General features: G+C 64.0%; 22 protein-coding genes and 2 pseudogenes. 9 read left to right on the top strand and 15 right to left on the bottom strand.

Annotated elements, in window-relative coordinates; genetic code table 11:
• Positions 1-17: 17 nt before the first annotated feature.
• Complete coding sequence (locus J7E80_RS22270) at positions 18-824, bottom strand: IclR family transcriptional regulator (RefSeq protein ID WP_215054391.1); 807 nt, start codon at positions 822-824, stop codon at positions 18-20.
• A 48-nt stretch (positions 825-872) separates the two neighbouring features.
• On the opposite strand from J7E80_RS22270, the gene J7E80_RS22275 reads away from it, so the two are divergent.
• The 3 genes from J7E80_RS22275 (at position 873) to J7E80_RS22285 (ending at position 4,428) form a co-directional block, all read left to right on the top strand.
• A complete protein-coding gene (locus tag J7E80_RS22275) occupies positions 873-2,186 on the top strand; it encodes an aromatic acid/H+ symport family MFS transporter (RefSeq protein WP_215054392.1) in 1,314 nt (437 codons plus the stop codon).
• Positions 2,179-3,432 carry an FAD-dependent oxidoreductase gene (locus tag J7E80_RS22280; RefSeq protein WP_215054393.1) on the top strand — a complete coding sequence of 418 codons (1,254 nt, stop codon included), beginning with the start codon at positions 2,179-2,181 and terminating at the stop codon, positions 3,430-3,432. Before J7E80_RS22275 ends, J7E80_RS22280 begins: the two co-directional genes overlap by 8 nt.
• 624 nt (positions 3,433-4,056) lie before the next feature.
• A complete protein-coding gene (locus tag J7E80_RS22285) occupies positions 4,057-4,428 on the top strand; it encodes a hypothetical protein (protein ID WP_215054394.1) in 372 nt (123 codons plus the stop codon).
• A gap of 408 nt (positions 4,429-4,836) precedes the next feature.
• Here the strand turns inward: J7E80_RS22285 and J7E80_RS22290 are convergent, their stop codons facing one another.
• The 5 genes and pseudogenes from J7E80_RS22290 to J7E80_RS24505 form a co-directional block, all read right to left on the bottom strand.
• Entirely contained in the window at positions 4,837-6,003 is a 1,167-nt protein-coding gene (locus J7E80_RS22290) for an MFS transporter (RefSeq protein ID WP_251037251.1), read from the bottom strand.
• A gap of 34 nt (positions 6,004-6,037) precedes the next feature.
• Positions 6,038-6,211, bottom strand: coding sequence for a hypothetical protein (locus J7E80_RS24080; RefSeq protein WP_311380920.1), 174 nt, complete (start codon positions 6,209-6,211; stop codon positions 6,038-6,040).
• 9 nt (positions 6,212-6,220) lie between these two features.
• Positions 6,221-6,451: pseudogene (locus tag J7E80_RS24500) on the bottom strand (FAD-binding protein); the annotation flags it as partial.
• A pseudogene (locus tag J7E80_RS24085) lies at positions 6,417-6,938 on the bottom strand (FAD-binding protein); the annotation flags it as partial. The pseudogenes J7E80_RS24500 and J7E80_RS24085, both read right to left, overlap by 35 nt.
• Complete coding sequence (locus J7E80_RS24505; RefSeq protein ID WP_215054397.1) at positions 6,835-7,734, bottom strand: FAD-dependent oxidoreductase; 900 nt, start codon at positions 7,732-7,734, stop codon at positions 6,835-6,837. The pseudogene J7E80_RS24085 and the gene J7E80_RS24505, both read right to left, overlap by 104 nt.
• Positions 7,735-7,888: 154 nt before the next feature.
• Between J7E80_RS24505 and J7E80_RS22305 the strand changes: the two genes are divergently transcribed.
• Positions 7,889-8,734 carry an FAD-binding protein gene (locus J7E80_RS22305; RefSeq protein WP_311380916.1) on the top strand — a complete coding sequence of 282 codons (846 nt, stop codon included), beginning with the start codon at positions 7,889-7,891 and terminating at the stop codon, positions 8,732-8,734.
• A 940-nt stretch (positions 8,735-9,674) separates the two neighbouring features.
• On the opposite strand, the gene J7E80_RS24765 is transcribed toward J7E80_RS22305, so the two are convergent.
• Entirely contained in the window at positions 9,675-10,163 is a 489-nt protein-coding gene (locus J7E80_RS24765) for an alcohol dehydrogenase catalytic domain-containing protein (protein ID WP_396020843.1), read from the bottom strand.
• A 292-nt stretch (positions 10,164-10,455) separates the two neighbouring features.
• On the opposite strand from J7E80_RS24765, the gene J7E80_RS22310 reads away from it, so the two are divergent.
• The gene (locus J7E80_RS22310) at positions 10,456-11,481 is read left to right on the top strand and encodes a LacI family DNA-binding transcriptional regulator (RefSeq protein ID WP_215054398.1); all 1,026 of its coding nucleotides are present in this window, start codon (positions 10,456-10,458) and stop codon (positions 11,479-11,481) included.
• 199 nt (positions 11,482-11,680) lie between these two features.
• Here J7E80_RS22310 and J7E80_RS22315 read toward each other — a convergent pair whose 3' ends face one another.
• The 8 genes from J7E80_RS22315 to J7E80_RS22350 form a co-directional block, all read right to left on the bottom strand.
• The gene (locus tag J7E80_RS22315; protein ID WP_251037242.1) at positions 11,681-12,991 is read right to left on the bottom strand and encodes a Xaa-Pro peptidase family protein; all 1,311 of its coding nucleotides are present in this window, start codon (positions 12,989-12,991) and stop codon (positions 11,681-11,683) included.
• A complete protein-coding gene (locus J7E80_RS22320) occupies positions 12,988-13,923 on the bottom strand; it encodes an NAD(P)-dependent oxidoreductase (protein ID WP_215054399.1) in 936 nt (311 codons plus the stop codon). Before J7E80_RS22320 ends, J7E80_RS22315 begins: the two co-directional genes overlap by 4 nt.
• A 78-nt stretch (positions 13,924-14,001) precedes the next feature.
• Complete coding sequence (locus J7E80_RS22325) at positions 14,002-14,736, bottom strand: ABC transporter ATP-binding protein (protein WP_215054400.1); 735 nt, start codon at positions 14,734-14,736, stop codon at positions 14,002-14,004.
• A complete protein-coding gene (locus J7E80_RS22330; protein WP_215054401.1) occupies positions 14,733-16,676 on the bottom strand; it encodes a branched-chain amino acid ABC transporter ATP-binding protein/permease in 1,944 nt (647 codons plus the stop codon). The genes J7E80_RS22325 and J7E80_RS22330 overlap by 4 nt, the downstream gene beginning before the upstream one ends.
• Positions 16,673-17,554, bottom strand: a complete 882-nt coding sequence (locus tag J7E80_RS22335; protein ID WP_215054402.1) for a branched-chain amino acid ABC transporter permease — start codon at positions 17,552-17,554, stop codon at positions 16,673-16,675. The genes J7E80_RS22330 and J7E80_RS22335 overlap by 4 nt, the downstream gene beginning before the upstream one ends.
• Positions 17,555-17,572: 18 nt before the next feature.
• Complete coding sequence (locus tag J7E80_RS22340; RefSeq protein WP_215054403.1) at positions 17,573-18,787, bottom strand: amino acid ABC transporter substrate-binding protein; 1,215 nt, start codon at positions 18,785-18,787, stop codon at positions 17,573-17,575.
• Between the two features lie 892 nt (positions 18,788-19,679).
• On the bottom strand, positions 19,680-20,348 hold the full coding sequence (locus tag J7E80_RS22345; protein ID WP_215054404.1) for a GntR family transcriptional regulator: 669 nt from the start codon (positions 20,346-20,348) through the stop codon (positions 19,680-19,682).
• 8 nt (positions 20,349-20,356) lie between these two features.
• Entirely contained in the window at positions 20,357-20,899 is a 543-nt protein-coding gene (locus J7E80_RS22350) for a VOC family protein (protein ID WP_251037243.1), read from the bottom strand.
• A gap of 172 nt (positions 20,900-21,071) precedes the next feature.
• Between J7E80_RS22350 and J7E80_RS22355 the strand changes: the two genes are divergently transcribed.
• The 4 genes from J7E80_RS22355 to J7E80_RS22365 are packed head-to-tail and all read left to right on the top strand — an operon-like array spanning position 21,072 to position 25,993.
• Positions 21,072-23,261 (top strand): thiamine pyrophosphate-dependent enzyme, encoded by a 2,190-nt coding sequence (locus J7E80_RS22355; protein WP_215054409.1) that lies wholly within the window; start codon positions 21,072-21,074, stop codon positions 23,259-23,261.
• Positions 23,261-24,571, top strand: a complete 1,311-nt coding sequence (locus J7E80_RS22360; RefSeq protein WP_215054405.1) for a dihydrolipoamide acetyltransferase family protein — start codon at positions 23,261-23,263, stop codon at positions 24,569-24,571. Before J7E80_RS22355 ends, J7E80_RS22360 begins: the two co-directional genes overlap by 1 nt.
• Positions 24,572-24,611: 40 nt before the next feature.
• Positions 24,612-25,007 carry an aldehyde dehydrogenase family protein gene (locus J7E80_RS24095; protein WP_251037245.1) on the top strand — a complete coding sequence of 132 codons (396 nt, stop codon included), beginning with the start codon at positions 24,612-24,614 and terminating at the stop codon, positions 25,005-25,007.
• On the top strand, positions 25,007-25,993 hold the full coding sequence (locus J7E80_RS22365) for an aldehyde dehydrogenase family protein (protein WP_251037246.1): 987 nt from the start codon (positions 25,007-25,009) through the stop codon (positions 25,991-25,993). Before J7E80_RS24095 ends, J7E80_RS22365 begins: the two co-directional genes overlap by 1 nt.
• Positions 25,994-26,040 lie beyond the last annotated feature (47 nt).

The following is a 26,040-nucleotide window of genomic DNA, read 5'->3' on the forward strand; positions in this document are numbered from 1 at the left end:
AAGGCGGCAAGATACTGTCAGGCGCGGGCGGCAGGGTCCACCGGGTTGGCTGCGATGTCGATCTCAAGCTGGCGCCGGGTTTCCATCATCACCGCAACGAGTCCGGCGTCGAACAGCTTCCGGAACCGGGCTACCGGGGTGGCGACGCTGAGAGCTCCCACCACGTCGCCGTGGCCGTTGTGGATGGCAATCCCGAAGGCGCTGATCCCCTCCTCGGTGCCTTCAAAGTTGGCGGCGAAGCCGTTGGTCCGGATGGTTTCCAGCTCACGCAGGAAGCCGGGATACTCGTCGTCCGGAATGTTGTCGCCACCGATTCCCGCGTTTGGACTGCGGAAGAGCTGCTCCAGCATCGAGGGCTCCAGTTCTGCGAGCATGGCCTTGCCACCGGAGGCCTTGTTGGCCGGCATGACGGTACCCTGCCGGTCACCCACGCGCAGCGCGTTGGTGCCCTCCACGGTGTCGAGGAACCTGACCTTGGTACCCACCCTGATCATCAGATTTACGGTTTCGCTGGTGCGTGAACTCAGGAGTTCCATATGGGGCCGCGAGATCTCAAGCAGCGGCCGCGTCCAGCTCACGCCCGCGGGGCCTGCGCCCATGGCCGGGCCGGGGACGTAGCGGCGCGACTCATCCTGGACGGCGAACCCGCGGTACACCAGCATTGCCAGCAGCCGGTGAGCTGTGGACGGTGCCACGCCCAGCTCCTGTGCCGCATCCTTGAGCCGGAGGCTGCCCACGTCCCGCAGGAGTTGAAGGAGCTGCAGGGCGTTGTCCACCGCCTCGATGGGGTACGTGGGCATCCGCCGGGCGGGAAGATTCTGCATGACAGAATGTTATAGGCGGCGGGACTCAGCGGCCAGCACAGTAGTGGGATGAATCACAAACTTTCCGCTGCAGTGCAGCAGCGCCCAAGTGCGGGTTCCGATCCCGCAGGATCCGGGCCCGCAAGTGGCCCGGCCGGATTTCCCAGGCGTTCCGCGATGGCTGTCCTGGTCTGCTGGCTGCTGGTCGTCTTCGACGGGTATGACCTGATCGTTTACGGAACGGTGCAGGCCTCGCTGATCAATGACACAGGTTGGGGCCTCACCAAGGCCACTGCCGGCACGGTCGGCTCCATGGCCTTCGTCGGCATGATGATCGGCGCGATTTTTGCCGGCCGCATGTCCGACAGCTGGGGCCGCCGGCGGACCATCATCGGGTGCGCCGTGCTGTTTTCCGTGTTCACCATCCTTTGTGCCTTCGCCCCGAACGCCGCCGTATTCGGCGGACTGCGGCTCCTGGCTGGCATCGGGCTTGGTGGCCTCGTGCCTTCCGCGAACGCACTGGTGGCAGAGCTGGTTCCCGCCCGGTGGCGGTCCACCATTGCCACGCTCATGATGTCCGGCGTTCCCATCGGCGGCTCCATCGCAGCGCTGGTCGGTATTCCGCTCATTCCCGCCTTCGGCTGGCCCATCATGTTCCTCGTGGCAGTCCTCGCCCTCGTGGTGGTCATCCCGCTGGGACTGCGGTACCTGCCGGAGACGCTGGCGTCCGAACGGGATGGCGACGCCGCCAGGGGTGCCAATGACCCGGCGGGCTTTGGTTCCCTGCTCCGGGCCCCGTTCATGGGGATGAGCGTGCTGTACGCCATCGCCACACTGGTGACGCTGTTCGCCTGGTACGGACTGGGAACCTGGTTGCCCAACCTCATGCAGCTAGCCGGATACAACCTCGGGTCCGCCCTGACGTTTGCCCTGGCACTCAATCTCGGAGCGGTGGCCGGCTCCGTCATCACCGCCTGGGCTGGCACGCGGTTCGGCCCCATCCCAACGGCGATCGCAGCGGCCGCCGTCGCCGCCGCCGGGCTCCTGGTCCTGGTCACGGGGCCGCCGGTCGCCGTCGTGTATCTCATGCTGGTGCTCGCCGGCGTGGGCACGCACGGCACCCAGTGCCTCATCATCGCGGCGGTCGCCAGCCACTATCCGGCGCACCTGCGCGGTACGGCCCTCGGCTGGGCCCTCGGCGTCGGTCGGATCGGCGCCGTTGCGGCGCCACAGGTGGGCGGGCTGCTGCTCGCCTCCGGCCTGGGCGTCAATTCAAACTTCCTGGCATTCGCCGGATCCGCCGCCGTAGCAGCCGTGCTGCTCGGATTCATCGGCACCAAAATCACATCGTCCTCAAAAGCAGTAGGAGCTTCAAATGTCTAACGTCAACGCGTCCACCGATGTCCTGGTAGTGGGCGGCGGCATGGCCGGACTCGCCGGAGCCCTCGCCCTGAAGGAGAACGGTGCCGACGTCACCCTGGTGGAAGTGGCGCCGGCCTTCGGTGAAGTGGGCGCAGGGCTGCAGATGGCACCGAACGCATCCCGCGTGCTCAAGCGCTGGGGCCTGCTGGAGAAGGCCCTGGAAATCGGCGTGCAACCCAAGCGCCTGGTCTTCCGCGACGCCGTCACCGGCGAGGAGCTGACCCGCCAGACCCTCGGAGGCGAGTTCGAAGAACGCTACGGCGCGCCATACGTGGTGATTCACCGCAGCGATCTGCACCGCATCCTCCTCGAAGCCTGCCAGGAAGCCGGAGTCACGCTTGTAAACGACGTCCTCGTCCAGAAGGTGGAGACCGACGGCGGCAAGGCCCGGGCCTACACGGCCGCCGGTACAGTGTACGAGGCTGACGCGGTCCTGGCAGCGGACGGTCTGAAGTCCACCTTGAGGGGCAGCGTGGCAGATGATGGACCGGTGTCGTCGGCTTATGTTGCCTACCGCGGGACCGTGTCGATCACCCCGGAGACCCCTGCAACGGACCTCGAAGACGTGATTGTCTACCTTGGGCCGAACTGCCACCTGGTGCAGTACCCGCTGCGCAAGGGCAAACTGCTCAACACCGTGGCCGTGTTCAAGTCTGCCTCGTTTGAACGGGGCGAAGAGCAGTACGGCGGCGTTGATGAGCTTGAGGCGGCCTATGCGGATTGCGTCCCGGCCGTCCAGGACGCCCTGAAGAACCTGGCCACCGGCATCCGCTGGCCCATGTACGACAGGGATCCGATCGAAAACTGGGTTGCCGGCCGCATGGCGCTGATCGGGGACGCCGCGCATCCAATGCTCCAGTACCTGGCCCAGGGCGCATGCCAGGCGCTGGAGGATGCAGCCGTCCTGCAGGACGCCACCCGCGGGCGCGTCTTCACGGAGGACGGCATCGACGCCGGCGCCTGGGAAGATGCCTTCCGCGACTTCAACGAAGCCCGCGCAGCCCGGACCGCCCGGGTCCAGCGGGCGGCACGGATCTGGGGCGAGTCATGGCACGTCGATGGCGTTGCGCGGGTGCTGCGGAACATGCTGTTCAAGAGCCGCGGGGACAACAACTTCCAGTACAACGACTGGCTGTACGGGCGCGACGAGCCCGGTGTTCCCGCTGAAGTAAGGGCCTCGAAGGTCACGGAGACCACTATGGCCTAAGCGTAAGCGCTCTCAAGACTCTGGGAGGCGGATCCAACAAGGTCCGCCTCCCGGAGTCTTGGGGTCTCTGCGCGGGCTGGTTCGGCCTTCGTCGCAGAGCAGGTGGTACCAGCTGTCGGCGAACTTCGAGGGCGTGCTCGCGATTCGGTTCTAACTTCCGGCGCGTCCAAAGCGTAGCGACGTAGTCGAGCTGGGTGAAGGCGAGGGTTCTGCGGATGTGGTGCGTCTCCTCGGGGAAGCGGCCGCCAGTTTCATTCTTCGCACCATGTCGGAGATGACCTCCTCATGCCACTACCGAGGGCAACCGCTACCGCCCGCATACCCATTCCGTACCAGTGGAGCCGGGGAAAATAGGGGAATATGTGCTCAGACCAAACGACGAGCTCACCATCGACAACACACCCCGGCGGGATTTGTTCGACCGCGGCCGCCAAAACGTCGGGGAAGTACCTGTTCTGTTGGGCCCAAAGGGGCTGTCGCGCACATCGCATTTCTATCCTGCGACATCTGTCTGGAACAGCAGCTATCGGTGTGTCGGGCACGTCCTTCACGTCGCGAGCTCTAGCATCCTTGGGATGAGGTGCAGGGGGTGAAAGTGCCATGGCGACCTTCAGGTCTTTCCCGGTGAGGCTGCCTTCGGACTTTCGCTACTGGACGGTGCTCGATCCGGCGTATCGGGTAGTGGTGGAGGCGGATGACTTCCTGCTGCACCACCGGTTTGGCCGGGACGGTGCGGAGTCCACCAGCCAGTCCTATGCCGCGTCGTTGGCACTGTTCTTTGACTGGGCTGCATCGATCCGTAAGCCGTGGCGGGAGAGCGCCCCTTATCTAGGTCGGTTCGTCTACTGGCTTCAGCACTATCGCCCGGACCAGGTGGCTGCTCGTCGCACCACAGACCGGTTCATCCGCACATGCTGCGGCACAGCTTGGTCCACCGCGATGACCTGTGCTCCCGCGGGCCAATATTGTGGCGAAGCAGCCCGTCCGAGGGCTTAGATCCCGACTGTCACGACACCGCCGCACAGATGTCGAACTGCTGCCCCTTGTTCACCACGGTGCTGACCAGCGTGAGGTACGCCGCCTTTCTGCCGTGTTACTGCTTCATGGGCCCGTCTGTCCGGGACGACATGATGGGGCAGGTTCCGGGGGAGTGGCGCTCCGCTGAGCGGTCGTCTTCTTCGTACCGTTCATTTCGCTTGGGTGGGATGGCTACATGACATAGCCGCTGAAATGTTCGGGGTTCATCCGATTGATCTTGCGATCGATTTGGGCCAGAACTGTCGCGCCCGCGTAGTGGGCGGAGCTGGAATCTCTTTGACCTTTTCTCGGCCTGACTGTGGTCGTTGGGACGTGGGTGAAGAGCCGACGGCGGGGGAGGTCCGCCGCCGTCGGCTCTTCTTTTTGTTACTTCTGTCCCAGGAGATGAAGGGGTGTGCGGAACGTTTCCTTGGCTGTAGCGGCGGCGACGGCCGCCAGCAAGCACACGACGGCGGTGAAGGCTGCCAGTGGAACCCAGTCAGCTTTATCTCCTCCGTTTAGCCACGTGGCGATGGCAGGGCTGAAGCCCGCGATGAGGAGGCCGAGTTGGAGGCCGATGGCCACTCCGGAGTAGCGGACCTTCACATCGAACATTTCGGAGAAGAACGCCGGGTAGAGTCCGTTGGCCGCGCCGTAGAACAGGGACGTCGTAGCCAGGCCCGCGAGGAGGATGAGCATGAAGTTGCCGGTGGAAATGGTCGGGATCCCAACCGTCTGCGTCGCGAATGCCAGGGCAAAGACCGTGACTACGGTGTTGGTGACGGTGAACAGGGAGGCGAAGCCGACCCGGACCACGTCCCAGCCATGATCTTTGATGACGGTGACCAGGGGCAGTTTGGCGGTCTGGTGGTTGTCTTTGGTTTCTTCGAAGATCTCGGGTTCTTGGAGGGTGCGCCGGATCACGTAGGCCAGTACGAGTACCGCCAGCGAGGACCAGAACGGGACGCGCCAGCCCCAGCTGAGAAGGTCCTTCTCCGGCAGGGCGGCGATGGGCAGGAACACCAGGCTGGCCAGGATCAGGGCCGTGACGATGCCGTTTAGGGCCCACGAACCGTAGAGGCCTCGGCGGTTGTCCGGTGCCTGTTCGATGGTCAGTGTGCTGGCTCCGGCGGTCTCTCCGCCGGCTGAGAGCCCTTGGCAGATCCGCAGGACGACGAGCAGTATGGGTGCCCAGATGCCGATTGTGTTGAAGTCTGGCAGGCAGCCGATGAGGAATGTCGAACCACCCATTAGTACGAGCGTGACGACCAGGACGTTCTTGCGTCCCAGTTTGTCGCCGAAGTGGCCCAGGATGATGGCCCCGAACGGTCGTGCCACGTAGGCTACGCCGAACGTGGCCAGGGATGCGAGGGTAGCGGCGCCGCCAGCCGAGGGGAAAAAGATCCGGCCGAATACCAAGGCCGCGGCGGAGGCGTAAATGAAGTAGTCGTAGTATTCCAAGGTGCCGCCGAGGTAGGCGGCTGCGGCGGCGCGTTTGGCCTGGTTGGGGGTGCGCTGGCGCGCTGGGGCGCTGTCGGTGCGCAAAGTCTCCATTGACATTGTTGCTCCTGGTTGTGGGTGGGGATGGTCAGCCGGCTTGGGGAACGGCGGGTATGGCTGCTCCGGCATTGGCCGGCAGCGGCGGGCAGGTGGGGGCCAGGGACGTGGCCAGGTGTTCCCCGACGGCGAAGGCCCTCGTGATGGCAGAGCCAAGGGTGGCGCCTCCGCCGGGGTAGTTGTTTCGGAAGACGCCGTCTGACACGTTTCCGGCGGCAAAGAGTCCTGGGATCGGCTGCTGGTGGCGGTCAAGGACGCGCCCGTCGAAATCGGTGGCGAGACCCCCGGAGGTACCCAGGACCCCTGCGTGGGTGGTCACGGCGTAGAACGGCGGCTCGAGGAGGCAGGCATGGGTTTGGGGTGCTTGCGGCGTCGCCGAGGAACCGGTCCTGGGGTGTGGCGCCGCGGTGGAATTCCCGGTCCACGCCCGTGGCGGCGTCTGCATTGAACCTGCGCACGGTCGAGGTCAGCCCCTCGGCGTCTACGCCGATTTTCCGTGCCAGTTCTTCCAGGGTAGGTGCGCTGGACATCCAGCTCGCAGGCTGGCCGGGTGTGGAACCGGCCACGGGGTACTTCCGCTGGTAGGAGAAGTCGAAGACGAGCCAGGCGGGGTTGTTTTCCTGCTGGCCGGTCTGCGGGTCAATCGAGGCGAAGACCCGGCCGGCATCGTGATTATTCAGCGCCTCGTTGACGAACCGGCGCCCCTTGGCATTGACCGTGATGGATCCGGGCAGGGTCATTTCCACGTTGCCCATGCGTCCGGATTGCCGGCCGTCATACTCGTGTTCCGGGGTGGAAATCACCGGTACGCCCCAGATGGCGGTCATGTCAGCAACGGCGGCCCCGGCCTTCAGCCCACGTTCCAGCCCGTCCCCTTCGTTGGAGGGGGCACTGATGGGTGTTACGGGGAACGGAAGGAAAGCCTGGCGGAGCCTGCTGTTCCATTCGAAGCCTCCGGAGGCAAGCACAACCGCGGAGGCGATGATCCGCTTCCCGGCCGGCCCGTCCACCAACGTCGACGGACCATCGTCCTTCCGATTCTTCAAGTTCCTTCACCGGAGCAGTGACGGCGAGCTGCACTCCCCGGTCCAGCGCGCTGGCCAGCAGGCTGCCTACGAGTGCGCCTCCCATGGTCCGGACACCCCGGGCCGCCCGCTCGGCCAGGAGGGCCGGGTCCGCGGCGCGGCCGTTCAGGCCGTCCCGCTCCGTCATGGTGAGCAGGGGAAAGTACGAGGACGGGCGGATCAGGGCTGACAGGCCAGGGTAGCCGGCCGGATCGAAAGGGCTGTTGTCCAGCCCTCGGCCCCCGTCGGCGGATCCTTCCCATTCCATGTGGTAGTCCGGGCGGGAGATGGGAATCATGGCCACCTTGGTGGACTCATTCAGGTAGCTGACCGCCCGGGGAGCCGTGGCCACATACCATTCGATCTCCTCCATGCTGAGCACGTGCCCGGCTGCCTCGGTTAGATAGGCAATGCCGTCGGCCTGGCTGTCGGAATAGCCTGCGGCCTTGGCCAGGTGGTTGTTGGGCGCCCACATCACGCCGCCGCCCGCGGCGGTGGTTCCGCCCAGCAGGGCTGCCTTTTCAAGGACGACGACGGACAGTCCGGCGTCCGCTGCCCGAATGGCTGCGACCAGTCCGGCGGCGCCGCTGCCCATGACCACCATGTCATAGGTGTCGGAGAGCCGGTCTGCAGGAGTGAGAATGCTTTCCGGGACGCCGTTCATGGCCGCGATCCTGCCGTCGCACGCTCGGCTGCACTGCTGTGCAAAGCAGGGCGCGCCTGCCGTGAGGCGGGCATTTCAATGAGGTCTTGCCCACCTTTTCGGTGCGGTCCTGCATCAGGTGGAAGGCCTGCTGAAGATCTTCGAAGGCGAAGCGGTGGGTCATCAGAGCCTGGGCCTGCTGGGCGTACTTGGCCAGCAGGGCGAGACCGTCCGGGATGAGGTTGAGGCTGTTGCGGCTGCCCATGAGGTGCCTTACCGCAGTGGACGCACCGGGGTTTTTCCGCACATCATGGACCGGGCGAAACCGGGCAGCATTGGAGTCCGCAAAGAAGGGAAACGGTTCGTCAACGAAGCCAACGGATACTACGACTACGTCGAAGGGCTCCTGGCAGCAACACCTGAGGGCGAGACCGTCGAGTCATGGCAAATCGCCGACAGCAGGTTCGTTCGCAGATTCCCCCTGGGAATGGCCAAACCCCTTCCGGTCCCACTCTTCCCCTACCTCAGGTCCGGATACCTGAAGAAGGGCAACACGATCGAGGAACTGGCCGTCGCCTGCGGCATCGATCCAGCGGGCCTGCGGGACACTGTGGCACGCTTCAACGAGAACGCGCGCCGGGGAGTTGACCCCGACTTCGGGCGGGGCGGGACCGCGTTCAACCGCTACGGCGGCGATCCCACACAGACACCCAACCCGTCTCTCGGCCCCCTCGAGAAGGGGCCCTTCTATGCCGTGCGGGTGGTGCCGGGCAGCTTCGGCACCTTCGCCGGGCTGGACGCCGACGGGCGCGGCAGGGTGCTGTCCGAAAACGGAGCCCCCATACCCGGGCTGTACGTCGCCGGGAACGACCACTCCAGCATCATGGGCGGACATTACCCCGCTGGTGGCATCAACCTAGGCCCTGCCCTCACTTTCGGCTATATCGCCGGCCGTGATCTGGCCGCTGTCAGGACACATAAGGTCGATGGAACCTTCCCGATTCCTCAGCCGCAGGAGTGAGCTGAATAGCCGCTCGGCCGCAACCGGGACAGCCTGCTATCTACAAGGTTGAAATCCGGCTCCTAATAATGAGGGCATGAGCTAACCGACGACGCTCTTCATGCACCTTGACGAGCACCGAAGATTGAAAGGGTCCCGGCAGTGAGCATCGAGGGAATGATCTTCTTCCGATCCTGTGAAGAACTGTCGTCAGGAGACGGAGTCGAGGCCAGGCAGAAGGGCATCTTTCACTGCGGCTGCGTGACTGAAATGGTCCCGGACCAGGACTCTTCTGGATCTCCGACTCGCTCTGGAAATCTCTTCTGCCACACAGCTGCATCTGGTGGCATCGTTGCGCTGGTAATGAGTCGGCGTTCCTACTCCGTGAGGCGTGGCGACCATCCTCCTGTTGGTCATCTTTCACTGCCGACTTAGACAAACTCCTGAGATTTTGCAGATGAAGTTTGTCAACTAAATTTGCCGGCCTGGAGTAGCCAAGGAAATTCCGCAGTATTTTCGGACCTCACTCTCGGGACGGGTCCAGACATCCTTGAGGTAGTCGTCACGAAGCTCATCGTGGGAAAGGCTATGACCAGTATCCAGGCGACGGTTGGGGGCGTCCCCCTGTCATGACGTCGAGCCATTCGTTTAAATGTATGTCGACATACCCTGACTTTCGGCAGTGTCAGAGGCATGTACGGTTCGGCCGATGCGCCGCGCCCAACCTTTGCAGGCCGAGGAGCATTAGGGCTAGGCAAGAACTGGGCCTCGTCCAGATCTTTCGACGACCCCGGCATAACTGTTCCGTCGACATCAACCACCCCCCAAATCTGGATCGTGGACAACAGGGTCATCAGCTCGCCCGAGCCAGCACATTTCCCCACCAGATGCGGGAGTCTCTCAGCCCAGACCGATCGCCGATAATGGACCTTTCGTCGGGCTGTTAGAGCCGTCCAAAGCTTCAGGGTCTGGGTTGTGCCCGAAGGTGTTGGCGTAGCCAGGAATGGCCGTGGCGAGAGCTGCGTCGATGACGGTGCGTGCCTTGCTGGCGATCTGCCGCTGACGGGCTGTAGTTCGATTGTTTCTCGGGTCCGGTTCCGTGGCTGTTTCCGCTTCCTTCCAGGGGAAGTATCCGACCAAGTTGAAATGTCGTGACCTCATCTCCGATCCGCCACCGCTTCCGGCTCCCACTTCGTCGATGATGCCCGCGGCATCGAGACCCGCTACGTAAGGGGGTGGACGTCGGCAGGGCCGCGGCACCAGAGCGAATCAAGGTGTCCGCCGGGTTTACCCCAACTGCATGCACCTGAATGCGCACCTGACGAACGGGTCGTCGCTCCGCAAACCGATTGAGGATCCCCGCCTTTGAGTGGCCGGTTGCATCTGCGATGGCCTGAATGGATGTCCCTTTTAGTCCTCGCCGCGCAGGGAGGCCTACTGTGGATTCCATCAATGCACCCAAGGTGCCGATGTGACAGCAAAGGCTGCGTCGATGCGTTTGTTGGCGGATGGGGGTTTGCACGCTACCTCACAGGCGCCGGCCACCCCTGCGACGCGGTGCGTCATTGCCGAAGTCCGCCTGGGAAACTGGACGGCATTGTCTCTCGTCCGGAAATCTTGAACCGCGGCGCTGACCACTCCAGGGTCAGGTCTGGCCTATTATGTGCTTAGACGGCGTCACGAATTGTGTCCCGGTCATGTCGGAAGGCCGGTCCGTACTCCACCGGAGAGAGGTGAGTGGTTTGACGGCCACGATCGACGACGTCGCCCGCGTCGCCGGAGTCCATAGGTCAACGGTCTCCCGCGCTTTGAACCCGCGGACGCAGGTCAAGCTGAGTCCAGAAACCACTCGCCGCGTGCAGCGGGCGGCTCGCGAGCTCGGTTACGTGCCGAACGCCGTGGCCCGGGGCCTGCGGACGAATGAGTCCATGTCTGTGGGCGTGGTCATCCCGGACCTCCTCAACCCGATCTTCCCGCCTATCATCAGCGGGATAGACTCGATCCTCCGTCCGGCCGGCTACACGGCACTGGTGACGGACATCCAGGGCGGCCTGGATGCCTATGAGGTGGCCTTGGCGTCCTTGCGACAGCGAAGAGTCGATGGGTTCATCCTGGCCACGGCGCAGTTGGACGAGGGGGAGTCGTTCCATCGGCTGCATGAGCAAGGAGTTCGAGCCGTGCTCGTCAACCGCGCGGCTGCGTCGAGTCCATTCCCGGTGGTGCACGGTGACGACGCCGGTGGGATGAGGGAAGCCCTCGACCACTTGGCAACCCTCGGGCACGTCCGCATCGCCCACCTTCACGGTCCTGAGTGGCTGTCCACCACTGAAGGGCGCCGCGCGGCCTTCGACGAGTGGAGCCGGCGGCATCCAGAGGTGACCGTCACGGGAAGCTATTGTGGACCACTAACCCCTGAGGGCGGGCAAGAGATCATGAGCGACCTTCTCGACGCCTCTCCGGAAGCGTGGTCGCGGCCGACCGCCGTGGTAACAGGTAACGACCTCATGGCCCTCGGGGCCCTGCGTGCCTTGCGTGCCCGGGGTCTGCACTGCCCGGGGGATATGTCCATCGTCGGGTTCAATGACATGCCGTTCGCCGACGAGTTCTCCCCGCCGCTGACCACCGTCCGGGTGCCCCTGCGCCAACTCGGCATCGAAAGTGCCCGGCTACTTGTCCAACAGTTACACGACGAGGGGGGTGGGGGGATGGAGTTGACGCTCCCAGTAACGCTCATGGTCAGGGGATCCACCGCACCCCCGCCCGGCTGATTTCATGGTGCACCGGAAGCTCGTCGCGGACCATGCCAGGAGTCCGGCGTGACCGGGCCTGCACGCCGCGCGCCTCTGCCCTCTACCGCGTACGGGCATCCGTTCAGAGGCCCGTGCCCTCCTGGGTCCCGCGGTTGTGCCGACGGCAAGAGCGGGGCCTGCAAACACGGCAGACCCCGCTCCTCGCCCTTCTCGACTATCAATACTGTCCGGCCACGAAGAGCTCCTGGGCGGGGAACTTTGTGAGGACCTCGATGCCGTAGTCGGTAACCACGACCTCCTCCTCGATTCGTGCTGCTGAGATGCCGTCCGAGGCAGGGCAGTAGGTCTCCATGGCAAAGACCATGCCGGGCCGGATCTCCACCGGGTCCTTCATGGAATTTAAGCGGGAGATGATGGGCCGTTCGTGCAGTCCCAGGCCTAGACCGTGCGCGAACTGGAGGCCGAAGGCGGCCAGCTCGTTGTCGAACCCGAAGTCCTGGGCCTTGGGCAGCACGGCCGCGACCTCGTCCGACCCCACCCCCGGGCGGATGGCGTCTAGGGCGCGGTCCATCCACTCGCGGGCGGTGACGTAGGCATCCCGTTGCGCCGAGGTGGCCCACCCGACCCCGAACGTGCGGTAGTAACAGGTCCGGTAACCGTTGAAGGAGTGGATGATGTCGAAGAAGGCCTGGTCTCCCGGGCGGATGATGCGGTCAGTGAAGTTATGCGGGTGGGGGTTGCATCGCTCCCCGGAGATCGCGTTGATGGCCTCGACCTGATCCGACCCATACTCGTATAGTCGCTTGTTCGCGAGGGCCACGATCTCGTTCTCCCTGACGCCGGGGCGCAGCACCTCGGTGATGTCCTGGTAGACACCGTCGACCATCGCGGCCGCCTGGTTCAGAAGCATGATCTCGTCCTGGTTCTTGATTACACGGGCGTCCAGCATGGACTGCTGGGCATCACGGACAGTGAGGCCTTGCCGTTGCATCTCGAACAGGAACGGTGGTTCGACGATGTCCAATCCGACCGGCATGTGTGCCAGCCCGTTCTCCTTCAGTAGCGACTTGATCTCTTTCACGGCTGTGACCATCAGGTCTGCACCGCCTTCAGGAGCAACGGCACCGCGGAATCCGAGGAAGCCGGGTCGGTGGTTCTCCGTCGGCATCCAGTCAGAGTAGAGCTGGTGGTGCCGCACGGCAGAACCGAAGTCCCAGAGGATGGGATCTTTACCCCGCATCAGCAGCGCGTACCGGATCATCTTGTCTCCGAGCGCACCACCGATCCAGGTCTGCGTGGTGTACCGGATGTTATAGAAGTCGAAGAGCAGAAACGCGCCGCATTCGCTGGCTTCGAGAACCTCCTGGGCCCGGCCAAGCCGGTACGAGCGTAACCGGTCGAAGTCGACGCGGTGCTCGTAGTCGACGCCCATCTGGCCTGGTGCGCCGAGGGGTCTGACCTCGGGGGGGCGCTGCGACGGGCGCTGGAACCGGGCGGCATCGACCGATCCATGGTTGTGGTGGGTCATCCCTGAGGCTCCAGTCCGTTGGAGACGGACGCGTCCTCGGGGATCAGCTTGAGGCCGGCTCCGTCGGCCACGGTACGGATCAGGGTAGCGAAATCGTCCTCGGTGTTCCCATTACCGACCTCCTGCGCAACGATGTTGCGGGTCATCGAGGCCACGGGCATCGGGACACCTAGCTCATGACTGGCCGCCAGCCCGAGGTCGAAGTCCTTCTGCAGCAGAACCTGGGTGAAGGTCGGCGTGAAATCGAGGTTGACTAGGGCCGGGGTCTTGTAGCGGGTGAAGACGGAGCCCATCACCGAGTCGTTGAGGAAGTCGAGGAGGTCTTGTCGACGCACCCCGCCCTTCTCGGCCAACACAGTGATCTCGGCCATCGATTGGGTGACCACTCCCAGGAAGATGTTGTGGGCGATCTTCACCAGGCGGGCCACCTCGCCCTCACCGACGTAGGTGACCTTTTGACCGAAGTGCTCGAGCACCGGCAGGGCTTCCTCATAGGCGGCCTGTGGTCCGGAGACTGCCACGGAGAGTTTGCCGGCGGCGATGACCGCCGGGTTGCCGCTCACCGGGGTGGCCAGCAGTTCGGTACCACGTTCCGCGGCGGCGGCGCGCAGCTTTTCAGAGGCGTCAATCGACACCGTCGAGGAGTCTGCTATGAGGCGCGGGGCATGGTCCGGATCGGTCAGGAGACCACCCTCGCCGGTCATCACCTGTTCCAGGTCCCGGGGCGCGGAAACCATGCTGAAGACGATATCCCGGTCGGCCAGGTCCACCGGTCGCTCGACTTGGCCTGCGCCGGCGTCGACCAGGGGTTTTGCCTTGGATGCGGTGCGGTTGTAGACCGTGACGTCGAATCCTGCCTTGAGCAAGCGCAGCACCAGCTGCGAGCCCATGCGTCCAGTGCCGATCCAGCCGATAGTGGGTTGCGTGTTCATTGGGATAGTCCTTTTCGTGTGTGTTTCTGTTGGTGGGTGGTTCTGGTGCGGCCGGGGAGCCCGGCCGGGATCTGGGTGTCAGGCAGCGGTGCCGCTCCCTTGGATGACGCCGCCGAAATATAGCGCGACCATCTCTGGGTTCTGGCTGATTTCCTGGGCCGGTCCCTCAAGCAGGACCCGACCGGACTCCATGACGATTCCTCGGCTGGCCATGCGCATCCCGAAGCGGACGTTCTGCTCGACCATGAGGATGGCCGTGCCACGTTGACGCATCATGGCCACGGATTCGTCGATTACCCCCAGGGACTTTGGGTCCAGGCCCAGGGAAGGCTCGTCGAGCAGTACGAGCTTGGGGTTGAGCATCAGCGAGCGAGCGAACTCGACCATGCGGCGCTGGCCACCGGATAGCAGTCCGCACCGGGTCGAGAGCCGACCTTTGACCAAGGGGAATGCGTCCAGTACCTCAGCCAGCCGCTTCTTCACGAGCTGCCGATCATGGCGGATCACGTAGGCGCCGAGGAGGATGTTCTCCTTGACCGTCATGTTGGGGAAGAGACCGTTGGTCTGCGGGACCTGGGCCACGCCCTTGGTCAGTATCTGCTGCGGTGTCAGGTGGGAAATGTCGTCTCCGTCAAGGAGAATTCGTCCCTGGCCGGGATGGATGAGGCCGCTGACCGCCCGCAGGACAGTGGACTTGCCGGCCCCGTTGGGACCCACGATGCAGGCCAGCTCTCCGCGGCCGACTTCGAAATCCACACCTTGCAGGACGTTTCCACCACCATAGCCTGCGAATACACCTTCGAGCTTGATCATGATGCACTCCCTTCGATGGCCATCCGCCTGGTTGCCGAGTTGTCGCTGTCGAGCAAGTAGTCGTCTCCCAGATAGGCGTCGATGACGGCGTCGTCCGTCTGGATCTCGTCCGGGGATCCCGCGGCGATTATGTGGCCTTGGGCAAGGACACGGACCGGGTTGCAGAGTCCCAGGACGAACGGCATGTTGTGCTCGACCAGCAGGAAGCTCTTGCCCTGGGCGTTGAGGTCACGGATGAGGTCCCCCATACGCTCAATGAGCGTCGGGTTGATGCCGCCGGCCGGCTCGTCCAAGAGAATGAGCTTCGGATCCAGGACAAGGACCTGGCCCAGCTCGACGAGCTTCTGCTGGCCATAGGACAACGAGCCCGCCTTGGCCTGCTCATAGCGAGACAAGCCCACGAAGTCCAGTAGTTCCCGGGCCCGCTCTGCCTCCCTGCCGCTGACGGCGTCCAGACCCAGCTGCGGGATTGAGAATGACCCGAGGGGCGCCGCAATGTTCTCCAGCACCGACATTTCCTTGAAGAGCCTGGTGCTCTGGAAGGTTCGGCCGAGGCCGCGATGTGCTCGGCCCCAGGAGGGCATCCGGCTTATATCGGTCCCCCCGATCCGCACAGTGCCGGCGTCCGGGAGCAGGGTCCCGGAAATGAGGTTGAAGACCGTCGTCTTGCCGGAGCCGTTCGGCCCGATGAGTCCGGTGATGGACCCTTCGGGGACGGTGAATGTGCAGTCATTGACGGCCTGGTTCCCACCAAAGGACTTGGATAGGCCTTTCACCTCGAGGATGGGAGGCGCAGCCTCAAGCCGTTCCGCCAGCTCGGCCGGGTCGGGCACCTCGGGACGGTCACGGATCGATAATTCGTCCGCGGCGCCGAGACGGGTGCCGGACAGGCCGACCGTGCCGCGAGTTCGGATCCGTTCCAAGTGATGCGACAGGGAGGGAAGAACGCCCTTGGGCAGCAGCACCACTAGGAAAATCAGCAAGAGACCGAACATCACCAGTCGCGTGTTGCCTCCTCCACCGGTGTTGTTGGCGAAGATATCGAGCGGAACAACGATGAACGCGCCGAGAACCGGGCCGAACAGTGTCCCGCGACCGCCGAGGATTACGGCGAGCACCAACTGGACGCTGAGCAGGATCGAGAACATGTTCACAGGGTCCACGAATCCCATGAAGTATCCGTACACACCGCCGGCCATGCCGACGAGCAGGGCGCTGGCACCAAAGGCGAGCAGCTTGTAGACCGGAGAGTTCACGCCCACCGTGCCGGCTTTGCCCTCGTCCTCGCGGATGGCGATGAGACCGAGGCCGAACTTCGTGCGACGAATCCACCCCGAAAGGGCCAGAGACAGGCCGAGCAGGACTACCAGGGAGATGTGGATGGGCCAGTTGCCCCACTCGCGGGGCCAGGAGTACATCGGCAGGGTGATACCCGACGTGCCGTTGGTGACGGCGTGCCACTCGGTGGCGACGAACCGCATCAGAAACAGCATCGCGATCGAGATGATCACGAACGACGGTCCACGAGAGCGGTAGGTCACCAGGCCCAGGAGAACGGCCAACAGGGCCGTGACCAGTCCAGCGACCGGGACCCAGACCAATGGCGCCACCCCGGGAACGGCCTTGGCCAAAATCGCCACGAAGTATGCCCCGACGCCGATGAAGGCGAAGTGGCCGATGGACAGGTATCCGGTGTAGCCAGTGATGATGTTCAATCCGACAGCGCCGACGGCCACCACCAGGGCGATGATCACGGTGGATTGTGCGGAGCGGTTCGGAACGACGGGGAACAGCGCGATGACAATCGCTGCGATCCCCAGCAGGACCGTGACTATGCGCCGGACAGTCTCCGTCCTCGCCCAACCCGGGACCTTACTCGCGTCTGGCACCGTCACGGACCTGGGTGTGCTCGCCTTTGCATGCGTGTTGGTGGTATTCATACCGTCGCGTCCTCCCTGAGTTTCTGCCCGAGAATGCCCCGAGGGCGCACTATCAGAATGATGATGATGACGAGGAAGGGCACAATCTCGACCCATGAGGCGCCGACATACTGGGTGGCGAATTGTTCCGCCACACCGATCGACAACGCTCCGATGACGGCGCCCATCAGGCTACCGAGGCCGCCCAAGACCACAATCGCCAGCAGGCGGGCGATCCATTGATAGTGGGTTCCGGGGATGAAGGGATACATCACGGCGATGATGGCGCCGCCGGCACCGAGTGTGGCGATGCCAAGTGCGAAGGCACTGGCCGCTATGGACTTCACGCTGACGCCGACTAGCAGTGCCCCGCTCTCGTTGACGGCCGAAGCGCGGACTGCCCGGCCGGTCCAGGTCTGGTTGAGGATAAAGAACAGGGCACCCAGCAAGGCCACCGCGATTGCCGCGGCGAGCAGTGTTGCTGTGGGCAGGAAAAACGGTCCGATCTGGACCGAGGTGTCCGTGTAACTGGTGCGGACCGTTCTGGACTGGTTGCCCCAGACGAATCCGGCGATGCCCTCGATGGTGAGGGCGATGCCGAAGGTCACCAGCACAGTCATGGAGATGTGGCTTCCGCGCACGTGCCGCACCACGAGGTTGTAGCTGAGCCAGCCGATGCCAAACATCACCGCGACGATGATGGGGACGGATAATAGCGGGTCCAGGCCAGTCCAGGTCCAGACCGTGTAGGTGAGGTAGGCCGCCAGCACCGCGAAGGCACCGTGGGCCAGGTTGACGACACGCATCACGCCGAAAATCAGGGTGAGCCCTGATGACATGAGCGCGTACACCGCACCGACCAGGAGGCCGGTTATCAGGAGCTGGAGGAGGGTTGTCATCTCAAGTGCCTCTCGGTCTTAGAAAGCCTCGCCGCGCCAGCGAGTAATGCGTGTGGTAGTGGCAGCCTCACCGGGAAGCACCACCTCGCTGACGTTGTTTTGCCACTGCCCGAGGAGGAAATCGCCCCTTGGGCTACCGTCTTCGTTCCACGACAGCTTCCCGAGCACGGTCTCCACTTCGTTGCCCCGCAGCCAGTCGGCCAGCGCCTTCTGGTCATCTGTGCGGCCGACGCCCTCGACGACCGCGGCCAGCACCTGGCCGGCCGCGTACCCGTCGGCTGCGTCCTCGGGAGGGTATCCGCCGTAGATCTCGCGGTATCGGGCGGCGAACTCCTTATTGCCTTTGGTATCGGCGTCGACGTGGTAGCTGGAGGAGAAGAGCACACCCTCGGTGTTGGCCTTGCCAACGCCGTCGACGTATTGCTGACCATAGGTCGGCGAAGAGCTCTGGTAGAGGATTTCTGGATGGAAGTTCGCGCGGTTGAGGGCGCGGACGAAGTTCACACCGTCTTCGAACTGCGCCCCCTGAACCACCGCCTCGGCTCCGGAGTCTCGGATGGCCGTCACAATCGCGTCGAAGTTCTTGGTTGCCACGGGGTATGTGTCGGCGTAGGCCGTTTCGATTCCAGCTGCCTCAAGCTTCTTCCTGATGCCCTCCGCGACCGGGGTGGCGAAGGGATCGTCCAACGAAGGATAGGCCACCTTCTTCGGACGCTTCTCCTTGGGGAGGCCAATGATCCAGTCGGCGAACGTCGCCCCCTGGTCGGAGGCCATGGCCTGCTGCGAGAAGAAGCTGTACTTGAATCCGCGGTTGAACATCTCCGGTGAGGCACAGGAGGCACAGATGTAGAGCATCCCGGCACGTTCGGCGACTGTCGAGGCCGGAATATTCAGCAGCGAGGACTGGGTGCCCAGCAGCAGGTCCACGCCCTCGTTGGAAAGCAGCTGGTTGTAGTTGGACACCACCGTGTTCTGATTGGTGGCGTCATCCTTGTAGATCATCTCAACCTTTCGGCCAAGGATCCCGCCCTGCTCGTTCTGTAGCTTGGCCCAGATCTCGTAACCGCGTTGGGTATCCGCGCCGCCCTGGCTGAACTCACCGGTCAGGGGCAGTGAGGCGCCGATTCGCATCGGCGTCTCTGGCCCTGCGGCTGGCGCCTGACACCCGGCTAGTGTCACGACCAGCGCGCCCGCACTGGCTGCGACCCACAATTTTCGGAACTTTATGCTCACGATTTCCAACTTCCTTGTCAGACTGGGGACCACACTTTCCGGACACTCGTGCCGATAATCGTGCAATCGATTGCACACATAGTAACGGGTGATCTGTCTCACAGTCAACACAAATTTCAGCGCCTGGCCCCGCGTTACGAAGAGCTATTGACAGCAGGCCACCTACGGCTTTAGCTGGGACCTCAAGTGTCCACTTTGGGGTCGGGTCGCTCCATCTCGCCACCCAATTTCCTGCCAAGAGGAATTCCTAGAATGCGCGGAAACAGCACTTCGGGTAAGAAACCGCCCCCTACGTCGGGCTCATGTCCAGAATGCGGACACCGAGAGAACCGTGACGGACAGTGGCATTGGTTAGGCGCAATGGTTGGAATATCGCCACAACCGGGACGATGCTCTGATACGACCCCTTCCGGCGGTCCATGCAGATGTGTTTCGGGAGAACACTACAATTTTGAAGGCACTTCCTTCTGATAAGCGTCGCGCCCGCGTGGCGAGACTAAGCCGCGACGCTGCCCAACTGCGCCCCAGCGTCAGGTCGGACGAGATCGCCCAGCTCTTTCCGACAGCAGACGAATTCGGGTTCGCCGACGAGTTGGCGGCCTTCGTCCTGCCGTTCGGCCACGGGCTCGGCCCGCGTACACAGGGATCACGTACGCCGGCTACGGTCCGGCCATCACAACCGTTCATACGATCGCCCTCCTTCAGCATCGCACTTAGCCTGAAGGACCTCTCTCTGGCCCGGGCGGCGGCTAAGGAGTCCTCCATCGCCTTGCCGACCGCATCCATCCTGGAGGAGATCTTCGAGCAGACGCTTGCCTCCTCGGACTTCGCCGGCTGGACTGGTCGGCGGTTGCGAAGGTCACGTGACACCGAACTGAGCTATGCCTCCGCCTCAACTGTCACCGAACACCTCGGGATGGCTTCCCAGCCCCAGCCTGCTGCGGCGAATATGGCTGGCGAGCACCTGCTCGGCCTCTTCGACGTCGCGCCGCCGGATCGCACCAACGAGCAGCTGGTGGTCGTAGTGCACACTCCGGTCGCCGGCGCTGTAGAAGAGCCGGGTAGCGGCCCGACGGTAGTGCTGCGTCCGGTTCCACAGGCTGCGCACGGTGTCGCCGAGAACGGTCGTCTGCGCGGCTTTGAGGCAGCTGAGATGGAATTCACGATCCAGCTGCAAGAAGCGCTCGACGTCCGTCGTAGCCTCCATAGCATCGGCCAGGCGCGCGAGGAGGTCGATCTGCTCGTCAGCGAGGAGCGGGATGTTCAACCCGAGCAACAGGGGCTCGAGCCGCTCCCTCATCCGATACATCTCTTGGCATTCCGACTGGCTGATGCGGGAGACCCAGGCGCCGGCATTGGCCACAAGGGTGACCAATCCTTCGGCCTCGAGGATCCTCAACGCGTCGCGGACCGGCAGCCGGCTCGCTCCATGCTGTTCTGCCAGCTCGTCTTGTCTGATCCGCTCGCCCGGAACGTAATCGCCGGCAAGGATGGCGTCGCGGAGCGTCGCCGCGATCCGCACCCCGGTCGCCCCATGGGCAGTCAGCTCGATTGCAGCCATTCTTGTCCTCACTCTGCGGGATGGGCCGGGTGCCACAGCCGAAGCCCGGCGCTCTTCTCATATTCTTTACCATCAGGGAAGCTGACGAGCTCGAACTGCATGCCCCATGGACTGCGGAAGTAGACCCAGTGCTGCCCGGCAGCCGCCTGCTTGCTCGCCGTCGGTTCGCCCATGACTTCGACCCCCCGCTCGCGCAGGTAGCCTACGGCAACGTCGAGGTCATCTACGTAGAAGGCGATGTGGTGGCCGCCGATGTCGCTGTTGCGAGGCTGCCCATCTTGGCCGTCCGCCGATTCGTACAGGAAGACCTCGAAGTTGGATCCGTGCCCGAGTCGGTAGAACCGGATCTCGCGGATGACCGTGCGCGGGTGAACACCCAGATGAGTGCTCATCCAGTCTTCGTCGGACTGCTTCGCCCCGAGCGTGTAAACCTCCTCGCATCCCAACACATCGACGAGGAAGCTGTGAGCCTCCTCAAGGTCGGGGACTGTAAAGCCAATATGGTCGGTCCCGCGCATACCAGGGATCCCCGGTCGATTTGCTGCTTTCATCTTCATCTCCTCATCGAGCTAGGCCCTCGATTATATCCAATATGGCTGCCAACAACGACGATTAGCCGGTATCTCTGCTCAATTTGTCTTGTATTGTATAAAATCATCGGCTAGCCTCCTTACCAGAACTTCAGGCGGAGCCTTCCGCCGGACTATGACGAAGGTGGCGATGATGCCAAATAGGAAACGATTGCAGACAGGGGCCGACTGGGTCGAGCTCTCGACGACCGATGCCGACTGGGATGCCGCGGATCCGGTGCTGCTGGGCACGATGCTCAGCGAACTCCACCTGATCCGGGCCTTCGAGGAATCGGTTCTGGAGCTTGCAGGGGAGGGCCTCGTGCACGGTCCCGCCCACTCGAGCATCGGCCAGGAAGGTGGCGCGGTCGGCTCGATCGTCGGCCTGGGTTCCAGTGACGGTGTCAACGGCTCCCATCGGGGCCACCACCAGTTCCTCGCGAAGGCGCTCACGCACGTCAGCGACGGCAAGCTCGATCCCTCCGACCCGGTGACCCCCGCGATCCAGACGGTGCTTCAGCGTACGCTTGCCGAGATCCTTGGACTTGCCCAGGGCTACTGCCGCGGACGCGGCGGATCGATGCACCTGCAGTGGTTCGAAGCGGGCGCGTTGGGCACGAACGCGATCGTCGGGGGCGGCGCCCCGATGGCTGCCGGGAATGCCTGGTCCCAGAAGCACAGCCGGACCACGGACCTAACGATTAACTACTTCGGCGACGGCGCCTCCCAGATCGGTTCCGTGCTCGAATCGATGAACCTCGCGGCAGCATGGAAGCTCCCGGTGTGCTTCTTTATCGAGAACAACCTGTACGCCGTCTCGACCAGAGCCAACGAGATCACAGCCGACCCCCGATTCTCCGTTCGCGGCCAGGGATTCGGCATCCCATCGTGGCGCGTCGATGGCATGGACCCACTCGCGGTGTACTTGGCCATGGAAGAGGCTGCCGAGCGAATGCGCTCCGGCGAAGGCCCCACCGTGATCGAGGTGGAGGTCTACCGCTTCTTCCATCAGAACGGCCCGTACCCCGGAAGCGCCTTCGGCTACCGAACGAAGGAAGAAGAGGCTGCCTGGCGGGCACGCGACCCCTTGGACATCGTGGCGCGGAAGATGATCGAGCGCGGGCAGCTGGACGAAGAGCGCGTCGCTGCCCTTCGCAGCCGAGTCCAAGAGGCCATGAAGCAGGCCGTCGACCAGCTTCTGGAGAGCGACCCGGAACGCCCCGGCAAGCGTCGCATCCGTCCTGAACTCTGGCCGGATGTCGGGTTCGTGAACGTCGGCGTCCGCGGCGACGCGAGCGAGCTCGAGCAGTTCCGCGTGCTGGACCCGGCCACGATGGAAGGTCCCCGCCGCGATGTCAAGTTCATCGATGCCGTCGCCGAGGTAATGGATCAGCGCATGGAGCAGGATTCCCGGATCGTGGTCATGGGGGAGGACGTCCACCGTCTAAACGGCGGCACCAACGGGGCCACGAAGGGCCTCGCCAAGAAGTTCGGCGACGGCCGCATCCTCGGCACGCCGATCAGCGAGAACGCCTTCGTCGGACTCGCCGGCGGCATGGCCCTCGATGGCCGCTTCCGGCCCGTCGTCGAGTTCATGTACCCCGACTTCATGTGGGTCGCCGCCGACCAGCTATTCAACCAGATCGGCAAGGCCCGCCACATGTTCGGCGGCGACAACCCCGTACCGCTTGTGCTGCGCACCAAGGTCGCCATGGGCTCCGGCTACGGGTCGCAGCACCTGATGGATCCAGCGGGAATCTTCGCCACCAGCCCGGGCTGGCGCATCGTCGCCCCGTCCACGGCGGCAGACTACGTCGGGCTGATGAACGCCGCGCTTGCCCTGCAGGATCCCGTCCTCGTGATCGAACACGTCGACCTCTACGGAGTCAAGGACTACGTGCCGGCGGAGGACCTCGACTACATCATCCCGCCGGGGCGCGCCGCAATCAGGCGCAGGGGATCGGAACTCACAGTGATCAGCTACCTTTCGATGGTCAGACACAGCCTCGAAGCCATCGAACAGACAGGCGTCGACGCCGAGCTCATCGATCTTCGGTGGCTCGACCGTGCCTCCATCGACTGGGACACCATCGGTGAGAGCATCAAGAAGACCAACGCAGTGCTGATCGTGGAGGAAGGTGCCGAAGGCACCTCGTACGGCGGGTGGCTGGCCGACGAGATCCAGCGCCGCTACTTCGACTGGCTGGACCAGCCAGTCGCCAGGGTCACCGGTGAAGAAGCGTCACCCAGCATCTCGAAAGTGCTCGAACGGGCCGCCATTGCCCGGACGGAAGAAATTGTCGCCGCCCTTGAGACGGTACGTGAAGGATTCGGGGTAAGCTGATGGCCGAAATTCTGCGCATGCCGGAAGTGCTCGCGGGCGCTTCCGAGGCTTCCATCCAGTCCTGGCTTGTCTCGCCAGGCTCCATGCTCGTCGTCGACCAGCCGATCGCGGAGGTCGAAACCGAGAAAGCTACCGTGGAACTGACAGCAGAATTCGCCGGCGCACTCGGACGGATTCTTGTGTCAGAGGGAGACAACGTCGCCGTTGGAGATGCCATTGCCGTTCTCCTAGGCGAAGGCGAGGCCGAGGGCGCCATCGAGGCCGCACTTGCTGGTGCAGGCCTGTCTGCTGCCGTGACACCGGAATCGGCGCCGCAGACGTCCGAACCGACTCGGCAGTCGCCCCCCGGAGCTGAGGGTCTCACGCCCAACGGGCGCGTCGCACACGTGCTCCCGGGCGTCGGCGACTCCGAGCGACGTTTCGTGAGCCCTCTCGTGCGTCGGCTCGCACGCCAGCACGGTGTCGACCTGGCTTCGGTGACCGGAACGGGTCCCGGCGGGCGCGTCGTCCACCGTGACCTAGAACCCCACCTCGCAGAGCCAGCCGAGAAGACGCAGCCCAGTGCTGCCGTCGAGCCGGCCGACCCCAAGCCGAAGACTCCCCGTACAACCCCCGTACCGGAGTCGGCCGCATTCGAGGATGTTCCACTCGACCGGATGCGCAAGGCCATTGCGCGGCGGCTGACGGAGAGCAAATCGACAGTTCCACACTTCTACCTCACGGCTGATTGCAGGGTCGACGCCCTCTTGGCTCTGCGCCGTCAGGTCAACGAGACGGGAACGAGGAAGATCTCCATCAACGACTTCGTCCTCAAAGCCGTTGCCGGCGCGCTTGGTGACGTCCCCGAGGCAAATGCAATCTGGACCGGGGAGGCAATCCGCCGGTATTCGTCCATTGACATCTCAGTTGCAGTGGCGACCGACGGCGGACTTACCACTCCAGTGCTCCGGAACGTAGAGCGTATGCCCTTGTCGGAAGTCAGCGCCGCAGTAGCCGACCTCGCCGAGCGGGGACGCGCGGGCCTTCTTCGGCAGCACGAGCTCGAGGGAGGCAGCTTCTCGGTGTCGAACCTCGGCATGCACGGAACCCAGGAGTTCACCGCCATCCTCAACCCGCCCCAGTCCGGGATCCTGGCCATCGGCGCAGCGCGCCCGGCTGCTGTCGTGGGCCCGGACGGCGAGCTGGCCGTAGGGACGATCATGACCGTAACCCTCTCCGCCGATCACCGCGTTCTGGACGGTGCGGTTGCCGCCCAGTGGCTTGCCGCCTTCCAGCGCCGTATCGAGAACGCCCTCTCGATCCTGATCTGACGCGCAGCGTCAAACCGCAATGACTCAGAAAGGACCCCTTATGGGAACCATCCGTAGTATCGATCCGGCCACCGGCGCCGAACTGGCGGCATTCGAAGAGGACAGCGCCGCCGTCGTGGAGCACAAGCTCGCGACGGCTGCTGCTGCCGTGCCACTGCTGTCTGCAGCAGGCTGGAATGCACGGGGCGCCTGGATGCGCACCGCGGCGGACCTCTTGGAATCCGAAATCGAATCCGTCTCGATGCTCATCACGAAGGAGATGGGCAAGCCCATCGCCCAGTCCCGGGCGGAGGTGACGAAGTCGGCGTACACGATGCGCTTCTACGCCGATAACGCCGAGCAGTTCCTCACCGGTAGGACGCTGGAGAACCCCGGTGGCGTGAATGCTTCCGCAGCGGCACACGGTTCGATCCCCTCGGCGTCATCCTTGCCGTGATGCCGTGGAACTATCCGATCTGGCAGGTTGTCCGCTTCGCCGCGCCTGCCCTGATGGCCGGCAACGCCGGCGTCCTGAAGCACGCGTCGAACGTCCCGCAGTCAGCGGTCTACATCGGTGGGCTCTTCACCCGGGCAGGGTTCCCCGAAGGCTCGTTCTCGAGCCTGCTCATCAGTTCTCGCCGCGTTGCGGATGTCGTTCGGGACCCGCGCGTCACGGCGGTTACCCTTACGGGATCCGAAGGAGCCGGACGCTCCATCGCAGCCACGGCAGGGGACGTGCTGAAGAAGGCCGTGCTGGAGCTGGGAGGCTCCGACCCGTTCATCGTCATGCCGTCTGCGGACATCGACGCTGCTGTCCAGACGGCCGTCAAGGCCCGGATGACCAACAATGGGCAGGCGTGCATCAACGCCAAGCGCTTCATCGTCCACCAGGACGTCTACGACGAGTTCACCCGCAAGTTCGCCGAGCGAATGTGCTCGCTCGTAATCGGCGACCCCAGCGATCCAGCCACCGAGATCGGGCCCCTCGCGACAGAAACCGGCCGCCGCGACATCATCGAGCTCGTCGAGGACGCTCGCGCCAAGGGGGCAACCATCATTGCCGCCGGTACCGACAACGAGCGCGCGGGCGGCTGGTACTTCACTCCGACAGCTGTGACAGGTCTGACCCCCGAGATGCGACTCTGGTCGGAGGAAGCATTCGGACCCGTAGCCTCCCTCTACCCGGCAGCAGATCTCAATGAGGCCCTCAAGATCGCCAACGGCCTCGAGTTCGGTCTGGGCTCGGCGTTCTGGAGCACCGACACCGACGAGGTCGACCGCGCGGTCCGTGAACTCCAGGCAGGTGCCGTGTTCGTTAACGGCATGACCATCTCTTGCCCAGAGCTGCCTTTCGGCGGCATAAAGCGATCCGGCTACGGGCGGGAGCTGTCCATGGAAGGCATCCGGGAGTTCTGCAACCTAAAGACCGTCTGGATGGCATGACCCCCCAGAGCAGGGTGGGTGCGGCCCCGCTGACCCACTGCCCAGGC

Source organism: Arthrobacter sp. ISL-28 (assembly GCF_018613875.1).
Taxonomy (GTDB): Bacteria; Actinomycetota; Actinomycetes; order Actinomycetales; family Micrococcaceae; genus Arthrobacter.

Coding starts and splice junctions, on each gene's coding strand:
- J7E80_RS24095 (WP_251037245.1), top strand. CDS start 24,612: ATGGGAACCATCCGTAGTATCGATCCGGCCACCGGCGCCGAACTGGCG.
- J7E80_RS22365 (WP_251037246.1), top strand. CDS start 25,007: ATGCCGTGGAACTATCCGATCTGGCAGGTTGTCCGCTTCGCCGCGCCT.
- J7E80_RS24765 (WP_396020843.1), bottom strand. CDS start 10,163: ATGGAATCCACAGTAGGCCTCCCTGCGCGGCGAGGACTAAAAGGGACA.
- J7E80_RS22270 (WP_215054391.1), bottom strand. CDS start 824: ATGCAGAATCTTCCCGCCCGGCGGATGCCCACGTACCCCATCGAGGCG.
- J7E80_RS22350 (WP_251037243.1), bottom strand. CDS start 20,899: ATGAAAGCAGCAAATCGACCGGGGATCCCTGGTATGCGCGGGACCGAC.
- J7E80_RS22330 (WP_215054401.1), bottom strand. CDS start 16,676: ATGAATACCACCAACACGCATGCAAAGGCGAGCACACCCAGGTCCGTG.
- J7E80_RS22355 (WP_215054409.1), top strand. CDS start 21,072: ATGCCAAATAGGAAACGATTGCAGACAGGGGCCGACTGGGTCGAGCTC.
- J7E80_RS22360 (WP_215054405.1), top strand. CDS start 23,261: ATGGCCGAAATTCTGCGCATGCCGGAAGTGCTCGCGGGCGCTTCCGAG.
- J7E80_RS22315 (WP_251037242.1), bottom strand. CDS start 12,991: ATGACCCACCACAACCATGGATCGGTCGATGCCGCCCGGTTCCAGCGC.
- J7E80_RS22280 (WP_215054393.1), top strand. CDS start 2,179: ATGTCTAACGTCAACGCGTCCACCGATGTCCTGGTAGTGGGCGGCGGC.
- J7E80_RS22335 (WP_215054402.1), bottom strand. CDS start 17,554: ATGACAACCCTCCTCCAGCTCCTGATAACCGGCCTCCTGGTCGGTGCG.
- J7E80_RS22290 (WP_251037251.1), bottom strand. CDS start 6,003: ATGGAGACTTTGCGCACCGACAGCGCCCCAGCGCGCCAGCGCACCCCC.
- J7E80_RS22320 (WP_215054399.1), bottom strand. CDS start 13,923: ATGAACACGCAACCCACTATCGGCTGGATCGGCACTGGACGCATGGGC.
- J7E80_RS24505 (WP_215054397.1), bottom strand. CDS start 7,734: ATGAACGGCGTCCCGGAAAGCATTCTCACTCCTGCAGACCGGCTCTCC.
- J7E80_RS22275 (WP_215054392.1), top strand. CDS start 873: ATGAATCACAAACTTTCCGCTGCAGTGCAGCAGCGCCCAAGTGCGGGT.
- J7E80_RS22325 (WP_215054400.1), bottom strand. CDS start 14,736: ATGATCAAGCTCGAAGGTGTATTCGCAGGCTATGGTGGTGGAAACGTC.
- J7E80_RS22345 (WP_215054404.1), bottom strand. CDS start 20,348: ATGGCTGCAATCGAGCTGACTGCCCATGGGGCGACCGGGGTGCGGATC.